The organism is Nitrosomonas ureae, assembly GCF_900206265.1.
Classification (GTDB): Bacteria; Pseudomonadota; Gammaproteobacteria; order Burkholderiales; family Nitrosomonadaceae; genus Nitrosomonas; species Nitrosomonas ureae_C.
In genome coordinates this window covers 1,063,180-1,075,383 of sequence record NZ_LT907782.1, presented here as the reverse complement: position 1 = coordinate 1,075,383, position 12,204 = coordinate 1,063,180, and the positions used below count along the sequence as shown (strand labels likewise).

Below are 12,204 nucleotides of genomic sequence, written 5' to 3'. Positions count from 1 at the left end.
TAAGCGGAAGATGTCGTTCCTCAACAATGGAATTCTCAGGTAATGTGTCAGTCTAATTTTCGGTCTGATATTATATATATTCAATGGATCTTTTTATGCGAAATGCGAAGCGGATATTTCTGGCAATTGCGCTGCTTTCAATCGTGGTAAGTAGCTCTGTTTGGGCGCATGGACATCGACATAGTCATTTAAGTATCGGTCTGGGTTATTACGGGCCAGGATATTATGGCGGTTACGGCTATGGGGGCTATGGCTTCGGCCGCTATGGATTTGGCGGGTACGGTTATGGCTATCCTTCCTATTACTTTCCGCCTGCTTATGCTTATCCTCCGACGGTGATTGTTCCGACTACGCCGCCTGTGTATATCGAGCAACAAACCCAGCAGCCCGCACAATCGGCCCAGCCCGCGCAACCACGTACTAATTACTGGTATTATTGTAAAGATCCGGATGGTTATTATCCATATGTCAGGAACTGCCCTGGCGGTTGGCTGCAAGTAGCGCCGCAACCGCCCGGACAATAACGTGAGAGGCCGAGTATGTTAATTTTGAGAAGATTATCCATCCTATGGGTGACAGGTTTAATAACTGCCTGCGTGAATCTGCCGACTGGCCCGAGCGTCATGACGTTGCCAGGCACTGGAAAGAGCTTTGAGCAGTTTCGTATGGATGATTTTGAGTGCAGGGCTTATGCCTATGAGCAAGTTGGCGGTAAAACGCCGCGGCAAGCTTCTCAAGCGAGCGGTATAGAAAGCGCGGCGATTGGTGCAGGGCTTGGTGCCGCTGCAGGTGCCGCTATAGGGGGCGGACAGGGCGCTGCAATTGGCGCAGGTACCGGGCTTCTAGCGGGCGGTGTTGTTGGTTCGGGCACGGCTGAGACTTCCGGGTATATGGGTCAACGGCAATACGACATGAGCTATATTCAATGCATGTATGCAAAAGGCCATCGTGTGCCGGTTGCGGGGAGAATTACGGGTAGCCCGCCGGTGAACAGCAATGCCAGCCCAGGGATCACAAGCCCGTCAGAAAATTTTACGCCGCCGCCACCGCCATCCGGAAATCCGCCCCCTCCGCCTCCGCAATAAATGCAGGGTGACGGTATTGTGCAACGCAATAAAATTAATGAAGCAAAATCGATTTTCAGTGATAGGAGATTTTGAAATGATTGAACAGGAGAAAATCGTAGCGCCGGAGATAGTGTCTTGCGAAGTATGTTTCAAAGAGATACCGTTATCTGAGGCGACGAGTGTGAAGGCGACAGATTACATCGTATATTATTGCGGTCTCGAGTGTTACGACAAATGGAAGAAACAGGATGAAGGGGCTGAATCTCCAACGGATAACTGAGCCAGCAGGCTGCGGTAGATCGTTCAAGTCATCTTTGGGTTGTTTCGGCTGCAGCATGAAAGCTTTTTATTCGGGCATTTAACAGGCGGGTCATGCCTTCCGCCCCTTGCCGCATGACTTGATGATGATTCCATTTGAATAGGGGTGATGCGATTGGAGCAATCAGATTTATCCAACGCCGGTTAGGATAGACGTGCCAGTGATAACGCACCACGGTTAGTTCATTTTCACGGAAAAAATTCCACCGGCCCGTTCCAATAATATCGCCCTGTGCTTGACCTTCCAGCAGCGTAAGCGGGATCCAGCCAGTGACACGCAGGTCAAATGTAAAACGATAGGGAATCCGTCCTTTCCAAGTAAAGCGATGCACACTGCCAATGCCATTTGCATCGCCGCTTTCAAGTTTTTCCACTGCTTCAACACCTTTCCACCACATTGGCCAATCCAGACAGTGACTAACCGCATCGCATACTTCTGTTAAAGGTGCATCAATCCGCCATTCTGTGACAAATTTAAATTCTGTAGTCATGCTACTACTGGTCAAAGAAATCGGAAGGGAATACCGGATTAATTCGATATTCTGACATTTCCACTTGTTCAATCCAACTGCCATCCGCTTTGTAACTGATTACTTTAAGAGGAAGGCCCGTGGTGATGTTCAACCACAATTGGAATCGGGCTATACCATTTACGCTGAAATCCCGTTCCGCTTCGACATTGAGATGTAAAGCGGTTTCTCCGGCAATTGATTCCTGGCCGATCACAGTGGTTGTGCCATGATCTTGCAGTGTCATGATGTTTTTATACAAGGCGCCGAGATCCGAATGATCGATCCGCTGACCTGATGGATTCTGGATCATTTTATTTTCCGGGCTTAAACTGAAAGAAGGGAATTTGCCGTGTCCCAATACCCATAATTTGACCTTTCCGGACTTCGGGCTATAAATCAATGCTGCGCCTTTGAATGCCGGTGCAATTATTTCTATGCGAACATGGCCCGGTTTCTTGAAGTAATAGCGAATGATATCCGGATTGCCGGGCTGCTTGCTGTGTGTGGATTTGATCGTTACCTGATAAGTGTCTACGTGTTGATAATGGTCAGCAGCACTTTGAATCGGGTTTGTACTATCCGGTACAAATAGAGCCATGGTTAGCATTATACCGGGCAGCATGAATATAGCGCCTTAGAGAGATACTGAATCATTGTTTGCGCAAGAATTACGGTGATGGAATGACGTAATCCGCTGTCAGCATTTCCAGCAGATGCCCATTAGGATCGCGAAAATAAACGCCACGACCGCCATAGTTGTGATTGATCGTCATGTCGTCCGGAGTACCCGGGCCGCTGCCGTAGGGGATGTGCTCAGCCTGCAGCCGCTCAAACAAAGTGTCAAATTCTTGTTCGGATACTTTGAATGCATAGTGAAGTGGCATAAATTGTTCCTTGTTATCGAAATCGAGGCTTAATGTGTCATTCACGCGCACCACAATAAAATGTGAAAATACGCCCACGTATTCAAAACCGAATACGCGGCTATAAAATTTCGCCGATGCGACTTTATCAAAGCAGGGCACAATGGTGTGATTAAGGGTAATGGCCATATCTGTTCTCCTTGCAAGGATTATTTATTAATAGAGACCTTTGCACGGTTACTACGCGGCACGATAATTGCGTTAAAAATTCGCGAAAAATGCTCATTTACCCCGTGTAAACTCCGCTTTTTCGCAAATTTTTGCCTTATTCTCGTACCGCTCATGACACCGTGCAAAGGTCTCTAACATTAAGTTATGTTCCACAGAATGTTTGATACACACGTTCCGACGGTGCGGGCGGTGTGCGGTAATCATAGTATTCCGATACATCGGCATAGGGATGAGCCACTGCCGCCAACAATTGTTGCATCACCGTATAATCGCTTCGTTCGGAAGCGGCGGTGAGCGCCTCCTCAACGCGGTGGTTGCGTGGAATAATTGCAGGATTGTTGGCCTGCATCAAACGCACCGATTGTTCTTTAGTTGCGGATTGGCGCGCCAGCCGGGCTTGCCAGCGAGCATGCCATGCTTCAAAGGTTTCGTCCTGAAATAGGCTATCCGCAGGCAAAGTTTCTGCCGACAGCGCACGAAAGGTATTGGTGTAATCCGCTTGATGCTGATACATCCAGGTAAGTAAGCCGGTGATCAATTCGGAATCATCGGCTTGTTCCGTCAGCAATCCTAATTTCTTGCGCATCCCCGTTATCCATTCGGTCTGGTAGATTGCCGGGAAAGCATGGATGGCTTCTTCCGCTAATACCACCGCTTTTTCTGATACCGGATCAATCAGCGGCAATAAGGTCTCGGTCAAGCGCGCCAGATTCCATTGCGCCATCAGCGGCTGATTGCTATAGCGATAGCGGCCGTTCTGATCGATCGAACTGAATACCGTGTTGGGGTTATACGCATCCATGAATGCGCACGGGCCGTAGTCGATAGTTTCGCCGCTGATACTCATGTTATCCGTATTCATTACGCCGTGTATGAAGCCCAATAGCACCCATTGCGCAATTAATGCAGCTTGCCGCTCGATCACCCGGTTGAGCAGCGACAGATAAGGATTTGCGGCATTATTCAGATCGGGATAATGACGTTGAATCGTATAATCCGCCAGGATTCTAATCGCATCAGCACCTCCTTGCCCGGCGGCATATTCAAACGTGCCGACGCGAAGGTGGCTGGCGGCTACGCGGGTCAGAATCGCACCGGAGAGCGGAGTTTCACGCATCACCTGCTCTCCGGTGGTGACTACGGCAAGACTGCGCGTCGATGGAATACCCAGCGCATGCATCGCTTCACTGATGATGTATTCGCGCAGCATCGGCGCTAAAGCCGCGCGACCATCACCACGGCGTGAAAAGGGCGTCTGGCCCGAGCCTTTGAGCTGAATGTCGAAGCGCTCGCCAGTCGGCGTGACATGCTCACCTAGTAGGATTGCCCGCCCATCGCCCAGCATCGTGAAATGACCGAACTGATGGCCGGCGTAGGCTTGCGCGATCGGTAGCGCGCCCGGTGGTAACTCATTTCCGGAAAACAGCAGGCCAGCTTCTTCGGTAGTCAGAACGCCGATATCCAATCCCAACGATGCTGCGAGGGCGTGATTCACGATGACGGTCTGGGGTGCGCACACAGGGACAGGGGACAGTTGCGCATAAAAATAATCGGGCAAGCGCGCATAACTATTGTCGAAGCGCCAGCCCACGCGGTCACCGGTAGATTGTTTTTTAGCCTTCATAGTTCTTTTTCGTATTATTTGAATTGGATATTGTTACACCATACACGATATTGTAAGTTGCATAGCGTACAATCACAGAATCCATTTATGACCGCTATTTGGATGATTGGTTTGGGCGCTTGATTATCTGGCGCAGAGATTTTAGATAGGGATAGTAATGTACTTCCAGTGAATGACGGGGACGGGCAATGAATTGCTGTGCCCAGTTTTTTCCTTCAGTAATGGCCGATTCACGCCAATTGCCGGGTAACCGGATTTTGCCCGTCAACAACTGTCCGATGAGTTGGGATTGCGCTTCTACGAGTGTCCAAATACAACCTTGTGGCTGTATCAACCCGATGAAAAACAAGCTGGGATGATCGGGATGAAAGATGCGCAAGTAAAGCGGAATGTGGGCGGCATCCTTCCAGTTAATAAAGTTCGCATCAAAAAATGGAAAGCTGATTGTGTAACCGGTTGCGGCAATGATGACATCGTATTCCTGCGATAAGCCATCGATAAAATGGACTGTTTGCCCCGAGATCCTTTGAATGCCTGGGCGAGGACGTATTTTGCCATGCCGGATTCTATCGAAGATCTGCGAATTGATGGTGGGGTGGGCCTGTACGGGTGAAAAATCAGGCTCGGGTAATCCATAATCACGATAGCGCCCGATCTGAATGCGCAGGGAAATTTTCTGCAGCCGGTTTTGCAGGCGCTGTGGTAGCCACTGCAACGCAGCCGCAAAGGTATCGGTGGGTTTTCCCATAATGAGTTTGGGAATAATATACTGCGGCGAGCGCAAGCTCATGTCCACGCAGGCGGCGTCACGGCTTGCATCAACCGCGCAATCGCAGGCGGAGTTTCCGGCGCCGACTACGAGTACCCGCTGGTGTTCTAATCCTTGAGTGGTTCTATAGTCATGGGCATGCAGGTAGTGTCCGGAAAAATCGTCTTTCCAATCCGGGTGGCGCGGAATGGATAGATGTCCATTGGCAATGAGGAGATAATCAAATTCCGCTTCGGTACCATCACTCAAAGACAAATGCCACCGTTCCTTTGCTATTTTCCTGACATGCTGAACGGCGACATTGAAGCGGATATATCTTTCCAGCTGGAAATGCCGGGTATACGCCTGAAAATAAGCCAGTATCTGCTGGTGGCTGGGATAATCCGGATAGTGATTCGGCATCGGAAAATCACTGAACTGCGACATGGATTTGCTGGAAATCGTATGGGTTGCGCTGCAGATGCTGCTATGACTCGGTGCCGCTGTATACACCCAGTTGCCGCCGATCTGATCGCTTTCCTCATAGCAAACGATGTCTTTCAGGCCAGCTTCCACCAGATGCTTGATAGCGGTGAGACCGGAACAACCGGCGCCGATGATTGCAATGCGCATTTTTTTATTTCTAACTTAGTGAGTATCGCGTGATCAAACAATGGCTTATTTTATCCTACTTGATAGAATTATGATCAAGCTTCCGGATGGATGGAGTACATCATAGACAGCCCGCAGGTAATGGGAACATTTTATAATGCTATGGTTTTATATGGATAACCCTATGAAATATTGTGCTTGGTAGTCTCGCTACTAAGCGTATACACTCATCTTTCTACACATTCACAACGGTTGGAATTATCTTGGCTTCTCCACGATTAGTTACAAAAAATGAATCCGAAGAACCCACTTTGCGATTGGCGGTGTTGATTGACGCCGATAATGCCCAAGCGGCCGTCATTGAGAGCCTTCTGGCTGAAATTGCGCGCTTTGGAGAAGCGACGGTAAAACGTATTTATGGGGATTTTACCGCCCATGCCAGTGCTTCCTGGAAGAAGGTGTTGCAAAAATATGCGATCAAGCCGGTGCAGCAGTTCGCTTATACCACGGGAAAGAACGCGACCGATAGCGCATTGATTATTGATGCGATGGATTTGCTCTATACGCGTAAATTTGATGGGTTTTGCTTGATTACCAGTGACAGTGATTTTACGGGTCTGGCCATGCGGCTTCGTGAAGAAGGATTGATGGTACTTGGGTTTGGCGAGAAGAAAACACCGGATGCCTTTCGTAATGCATGCCACAAATTTGTGTTTACCGAAATTCTGCGTTCAAGCCCGGTTAGCGAATCGACCGAACCGCCACCCGGGGCCAAGACTAAAAAGAAGTCCACAAGAACCAAAGCTGCTACAAAGACAGTGGAACAAAAGCCTGAGTTTCCGGAAGAATTTGTTCTGACCGCATTGGAGCAATCCGTTGATGATACGGGTTGGGCTAATCTGAGTGTTTTTGGGAGTTACCTGACTAAGCTGCAGCCCGACTTTGATTCCAGACTCTATGGCTACAAAAAACTCTCGGATCTTGTCAAAGACAAAACAGCTCTGTTTGAAATCGAAGAACGGCAACTGCCGGGATCCGACAGAACGACTCTCTATCTTCGTGCTAAGACGTAACCATGTTGCCGGTAATCACGCAGCCAGCTCATTCGCAATTATTTCTGCCTGTTTCAACACCCTCTCGGTTGCCAGTAATTGCATATCCGGGGGGTAGCCAAACTGACGCAAGGTGCGTTTCACGATTACTTTCAGTTTGGCTTTCACGCTTTCCTTGATGGTCCAGTCGATCGAAGCATTTTGCCGCACGCGCTGTGTCAGCATGATCGCCAGCTCCCGCAGCTGGTCATTCTGCATCAGTTCCCGTGCGCTATCGTTACTGGCAACCGTTGTATGGGCTTGTCGGAAAACTCAAAAGAGCTAAGAAAAACAAAAAACCAGCAACGACACATCAAGAAATCGCAGAATTAACAAAGAATAGAATTTCTGGAAGCCTTTTCTGCCGTCAATTTGCCTGATTGGGCAGATTGAGGGCGGATTTATCCTATGTATGGCACAACGTAATTCGATCAACCCCTAATGTCATTAGCCGCTTGAGATTGAATACCAGCGCCCGAATACCCACCTGAAACTGCACTTTCACCAACCCGCGATAGCGAACTTTTTTATTGCGATGCGCAAACACACGTTCATAAGGTGCGCGAATTGCTGATAACCAACGATCTTTATCGCGATTCTTCTCTTTCATACTGTTCTTCTTGATGGTCCCATCATGACAGCCTTTCCGCTTGAGTGTGATTTTGACAGGATTCAAGCCATATCCTTTGGCTGCATAGACTGCGCCGCCATTGGGGCAAACATGCTGAAAACCGTGTGCGTCAGTCACTTCGGCAGAAGTCGCCGCAACCTTGTTAATCAAACCACTCTGCATTTGACCATTACATGTATTCCGCCGCGTCGATGTTTTTGCGTAATTTGTCGGCGGCTTTCCACAGTTGTTTTTCCAATGGCTCTGTTTTGATTACTTTGGCTTTAGCCATGGTGTCATTCTTTCCTTTTTAGCATTGCGATAAACAGTGCAGGGTTTGATGATTGATCAGGTAGTTTATGACATAAAAACCCCAGGACTTCAAACTTTCTGTGGATTCTGTATCGAGGCTTGATTGTTCGGCTTTTCCTGAGAAAGGAGCTTGCTTGTAACCGAGGTGCGTATCAGTTGCGATTATCGTGGGATAACGGATAACGGCTGGTATTGTTATCATAGACCGTTGCGGTATTTCCAAAGACCATTGCATTATTCAGTACTTAACTCCTAAAAAAGTTTTTAGAACGATTCATCATGTTGATATTATTGAACAACATTACCATTCCCTTGAATGAAATCGAGATTCAGGCGGTACGCTCGCAAGGCGCCGGCGGGCAGAATGTGAATAAGGTATCGACTGCGATTCATTTGCGCTTCGATATCAACGCATCATCCTTGCCGGAAAATTACAAAGAGAGGCTGTTGAATTTGAAAGATAGCCGGATCTCCAGTGAAGGTATCGTGATCATCAAGGCGCAACGGTATCGCAGCCAGATCAAGAACAGGGAAGACGCATTGAACCGGTTGCAGGCACTGATCAACAGTGTCATTGCCGAGATCAAACCGCGCAAACCCACGCAGCCCACTAAGGCATCCAGGATCAAGCGCTTGGAAGGAAAGACAATTCAGGGCCGGAAAAAGTCGCTACGCGGCAAGATTGAGGTGACGGAATAATCGTTTGAGCCGTGCCCGTTGACCGCTAGGTAATACACCATTTCATATTTAATGATATATCATAGGGTTAGCGATTTTCTGCCGGTGTGTCATACCGGTGAATTGTCAGGGGGTTGATAAAATCATACATAGAGAGGCGTAACCCCATCAATAGATAGGCTTATTTGTGGCCAAAGCAGCAATTTTCTGTTAGCTTGCCAGGGTATGTGTTGATAGCCCATGGTACTTGAAGTGGAATAGCTCATACGTGGAATTACTCTCATGTAAATGATGAATCAATACGCATGCCTACAAATTACTTATTTTCCAGTGATGTATCAAAATTTCAAGAACTTATCGATCTATTGCCCATCGCCATTTTTATCAAGGATACCGAGAGTAAATTATTGGCGATAAACAAAGCCTGCGAATTGCAATGGGGTCTGAGTTTTAAGGATCTGCAAGGTACGGATGCCAGTCAGCTTTTTCCACCCGCTCAGATGGAGCACTTTCTCGCCAAAGATCAGGAGGTATTTGAGAGTGGATGTCAAATTGATTTCGAAGAAACCATGTGGAATGCGACGCTTAAGCAAAACCGTATGGTTCATACCTTTAAAAAACCGATCTGTGACACATCAGGAAAGCCTTTGTATTTGATCGGTATGTTTGTTGACATCACGGAACGTCATATGGCTGAACAGCGTATTCTGGAGATGGCAACCTACGATATTTTAACCGGGTTACCCAACAGAGCCTTGTTGAAGGATCGCATCGAGCGGGCGTTAGAGCATGGTAACCGCAATCGGGAACGCGTGGCGGTATTGTTTATCGATCTGGATAACTTCAAGGTCATCAATGATTCATTAGGCCATGATGTGGGGGATAAACTGTTACAAGCAGTGGCGGCCAGATTTGTATCCATTGTGCGGGGTGAAGATACGGTAGCCCGTCAGGGTGGAGATGAGTTTATCGTGTTACTGTCCAATCTCGAAAGTGTTTTTGATGCCGAGGCAGTAGCGCAAAAGATATTGAATGCATTGCAACTGCATTTTCTGATCGACGGGAAGGAACTTCATATCAGCGGCAGTATCGGTATTTCCCTGTTTCCGGATGATGGCGAGGATATATGGACATTACTCAGGAACAGCGATATTGCGATGTATCATGCCAAGAAGAATGGTCGCAATAACTGCGAATTCTTTAAGCCGGAAATGAACAGGCAGGCAAAAGAGCGGCACTCCATGGAAGTCGCTTTGCGAAATGCGCTTAAACGCGATGAACTCCTGCTGCATTATCAGCCGATTGTTAACGTCAATGGCGGCAAAGCCGATGGTTTCGAGGTGCTGTTACGCTGGCAACGCCCCGGTGATGGCCTTATTTATCCGGTCAAATTTATTCGATTGGCTGAAGAGACTGGTATGATCATACCGATTGGAGAATGGCTGATGCGGCAGTCGTGCCTCCAGATAAAGGCATGGGAAAAGCAAGGCTATGAGTTTCCCAGGTTGGCGATCAATCTTTCTGCTATTCAATTCCGGCAGAAAACCCTCGTGGAAAATATTGTCCGCATCCTGGATGAAACCGGAGTGACAGGACATTACTTGACGCTTGAAATCACTGAAAGCGAATTGATTGAAGATGTTGAAGAAACCATCAAGACATTGCGGCAATTAAGTGAACTTGGGATTGAAATTTCGATCGACGATTTTGGTACCGGTTATTCCAATCTGAGTTTTCTCAAGCGCTACCAGATCAATACCTTGAAGATCGATCGCTCATTCGTGCGTGACATTCCCGACGATCCGGATGATACGGCGATCATTGATGCCATTCTCGTCATGGCGCATGCCCTGGGCCTGCAAGTGATTGCGGAAGGGGTGGAGAATGAGCAGCAGCTGGCTTATCTTGCTTTGCATGGATGCACCCGGTTTCAGGGTTTTTATTTCTCTAAGCCTCTGCCAGCCATTGAGATTGAGAAAAAAAGATGGTGAATCCATAAACATTTCCTACTGACTACAGTTTATCCGGGTTGATGAGTAAGTAGTCGAATTGACGTTACGATTCGAGCGTGCACACACGCTTGTGCTTTGATGGATGAGTTTTATCGAGCAATGGAATGCCGCTGCAGTTTAGCATCCTTAACCATCATTCCGACCGAAAATATAAATGCATGGATATGTTTTCCGGTCGAAATGGTGATTGCAGAATAAGTTATTGATACATGATTTAAGATGCCTGTGTATCTCAGGATGATTGACTATTAATCAGTGATGCAGGAAGGGTAGGCGCTCGGGCAGGTTGATCTTAAACCACCTGATGGAGTGCCGGTTTGCCTTTTCCAGCTCATTACTTCTAACACTTGACCGACATATTCGGGAAGGCGTTGCCAGAATATATAGTTGGATTTCAATTCATCGCGTCCGAATATTAGCAACTCCTGAACAGTCGGCACATGACCGAGTTTGTCGCCACGCGTGTTCAAATAGTTGACTTTTTCCACTGTCGGAGCGATCGGTACAACACCTGAAAGCTGAGAGAAGTAGGCGTAAGCACCTTGGGGAGAATAGGGGTTCCCAACAAAATTCAAACCGGGTTCATCGGGATAAATATCCGGGCAACCGAGTGCCCCGCCCATATCGACCATTGCAGTAGTGAGCTGTTTGAGATATTCGCGCGGGTAGTTGATCTCTTGGATAGTCATGGTGTTGGGAAAAAACGTACGTGCTTTCTGCTGTACGATAATTAAATTATTAAACCATCCATCGGTTTGAGCAGCCGTCAGTGGTGTTATCGCTTGTCCCATAGCCGTTTCGATCATGCCGATGCCTTCAAAATTCGGATGCGAGTTGTAGCGCTCACCCAATGCCTTAAACAGCGCGACCAGGCGATTACGCACATAAGGATTCCATAATTTAATGTTATAGCCGTCTATAGAGGTCGATCCCCAGTCTTTAAACGGAAATGCGCCGCCTTCAAATTTAGGTGCCTTCAAATAATCCGGTATGAGCTTCCAATCAGCTTCGAATGATTTGGTTTGCACCTGAATAACCAGGCGTTTTCCTATTGCGGTGAGTTTCTCCAAGTGCTTGTCGATGGAGGAGAAATCATAGACGCCTGGTGATGTTTCGATCCAACCCCATAAGTAACGCAGTTGCATGCCACGCAGTGCAGGGGTTGCTTCAAGTTCTTTGTAAACTTGTGCCATGTAGATCGGATCATCATTAGCCCAGTTTTGAATGGTGTAATAGTGGCCGGGATGCCATTTTACCCCAGTGGTTCCAGGAGGTATCGGGGCTGCATGCACTGATGCCAAAGAAGCGATAATCATGCTTATGACGAATAAAGCTGCAATGAATAGTGCATTTATCCGTTTGAAAGCGATTGATAAAATAATGTTCAATTTCATTAAACTGTCTGGTTTCATATAAGATTCCTATAGTGATTTTGAAGAGGTTATCGTATTGCCCGGAATTCTGAGAGTTGCTTTTGAAAACTTTCTCTTGTTCACTTAATCCAGCTTGTAAATGGAAGTTATTTA

General features: G+C 47.5%; 14 protein-coding genes and 1 pseudogene. 6 read left to right on the top strand and 9 right to left on the bottom strand.

Annotated features, from left to right (window positions below; genetic code table 11):
• Positions 1–95 precede the first annotated feature (95 nt).
• Genes CPG39_RS04895 through CPG39_RS04885 form a run of 3 tightly spaced genes read left to right on the top strand, consistent with a single transcriptional unit; the run spans position 96 to position 1,347 of the window.
• On the top strand, positions 96–524 hold the full coding sequence (locus CPG39_RS04895) for a hypothetical protein (protein ID WP_096292308.1): 429 nt from the start codon (positions 96–98) through the stop codon (positions 522–524).
• A 15-nt stretch (positions 525–539) separates the two neighbouring features.
• Positions 540–1,085: a YMGG-like glycine zipper-containing protein gene (locus CPG39_RS04890; RefSeq protein ID WP_013648110.1), complete on the top strand. Its 546-nt coding sequence runs from the start codon at positions 540–542 to the stop codon at positions 1,083–1,085.
• Between the two features lie 37 nt (positions 1,086–1,122).
• The gene (locus tag CPG39_RS04885) at positions 1,123–1,347 is read left to right on the top strand and encodes a DUF3330 domain-containing protein (RefSeq protein ID WP_197702901.1); all 225 of its coding nucleotides are present in this window, start codon (positions 1,123–1,125) and stop codon (positions 1,345–1,347) included.
• Between the two features lie 28 nt (positions 1,348–1,375).
• On the opposite strand, the gene CPG39_RS04880 is transcribed toward CPG39_RS04885, so the two are convergent.
• The 5 genes from CPG39_RS04880 to CPG39_RS04860 all read right to left on the bottom strand — a co-directional run bounded on the left by CPG39_RS04880 (position 1,376) and on the right by CPG39_RS04860 (position 5,996).
• Positions 1,376–1,876, bottom strand: a complete 501-nt coding sequence (locus CPG39_RS04880; RefSeq protein WP_096292307.1) for an SRPBCC family protein — start codon at positions 1,874–1,876, stop codon at positions 1,376–1,378.
• 4 nt (positions 1,877–1,880) lie between these two features.
• Positions 1,881–2,519, bottom strand: coding sequence for a LolA family protein (locus CPG39_RS04875; protein ID WP_096292306.1), 639 nt, complete (start codon positions 2,517–2,519; stop codon positions 1,881–1,883).
• A 46-nt stretch (positions 2,520–2,565) separates the two neighbouring features.
• Positions 2,566–2,949 (bottom strand): VOC family protein, encoded by a 384-nt coding sequence (locus CPG39_RS04870; protein ID WP_096292305.1) that lies wholly within the window; start codon positions 2,947–2,949, stop codon positions 2,566–2,568.
• 184 nt (positions 2,950–3,133) lie between these two features.
• Positions 3,134–4,615 (bottom strand): protein adenylyltransferase SelO, encoded by a 1,482-nt coding sequence (locus tag CPG39_RS04865; RefSeq protein WP_096292304.1) that lies wholly within the window; start codon positions 4,613–4,615, stop codon positions 3,134–3,136.
• Positions 4,616–4,709: 94 nt separating this feature from the next.
• Positions 4,710–5,996, bottom strand: coding sequence for a flavin-containing monooxygenase (locus tag CPG39_RS04860; protein ID WP_096292303.1), 1,287 nt, complete (start codon positions 5,994–5,996; stop codon positions 4,710–4,712).
• Between the two features lie 242 nt (positions 5,997–6,238).
• On the opposite strand from CPG39_RS04860, the gene CPG39_RS04855 reads away from it, so the two are divergent.
• Positions 6,239–7,048 carry an NYN domain-containing protein gene (locus tag CPG39_RS04855; RefSeq protein WP_096292302.1) on the top strand — a complete coding sequence of 270 codons (810 nt, stop codon included), beginning with the start codon at positions 6,239–6,241 and terminating at the stop codon, positions 7,046–7,048.
• 15 nt (positions 7,049–7,063) lie between these two features.
• Here CPG39_RS04855 and CPG39_RS04850 read toward each other — a convergent pair.
• From CPG39_RS04850 to CPG39_RS14690, 3 genes and pseudogenes are all read right to left on the bottom strand, one after another.
• Positions 7,064–7,324 (bottom strand): annotated as a pseudogene (locus CPG39_RS04850) (type I restriction enzyme endonuclease domain-containing protein); the annotation flags it as partial.
• A gap of 148 nt (positions 7,325–7,472) precedes the next feature.
• Complete coding sequence (locus CPG39_RS04845) at positions 7,473–7,847, bottom strand: hypothetical protein (protein ID WP_231990398.1); 375 nt, start codon at positions 7,845–7,847, stop codon at positions 7,473–7,475.
• A 19-nt stretch (positions 7,848–7,866) separates the two neighbouring features.
• A complete protein-coding gene (locus CPG39_RS14690; protein ID WP_231990397.1) occupies positions 7,867–7,968 on the bottom strand; it encodes a type I restriction-modification system subunit M N-terminal domain-containing protein in 102 nt (33 codons plus the stop codon).
• A 299-nt stretch (positions 7,969–8,267) separates the two neighbouring features.
• Here CPG39_RS14690 and arfB point away from each other — a divergent pair, with 299 nt between their 5' ends.
• On the top strand, positions 8,268–8,687 hold the full coding sequence (arfB, locus tag CPG39_RS04835; protein WP_172424081.1) for an alternative ribosome rescue aminoacyl-tRNA hydrolase ArfB: 420 nt from the start codon (positions 8,268–8,270) through the stop codon (positions 8,685–8,687).
• 284 nt (positions 8,688–8,971) lie between these two features.
• A complete protein-coding gene (locus CPG39_RS04830; RefSeq protein ID WP_096292299.1) occupies positions 8,972–10,657 on the top strand; it encodes an EAL domain-containing protein in 1,686 nt (561 codons plus the stop codon).
• A gap of 269 nt (positions 10,658–10,926) precedes the next feature.
• On the opposite strand, the gene CPG39_RS04825 is transcribed toward CPG39_RS04830, so the two are convergent.
• Complete coding sequence (locus tag CPG39_RS04825) at positions 10,927–12,090, bottom strand: glycoside hydrolase (protein WP_096292298.1); 1,164 nt, start codon at positions 12,088–12,090, stop codon at positions 10,927–10,929.
• Between the last annotated feature and the right edge of the window lie 114 nt (positions 12,091–12,204).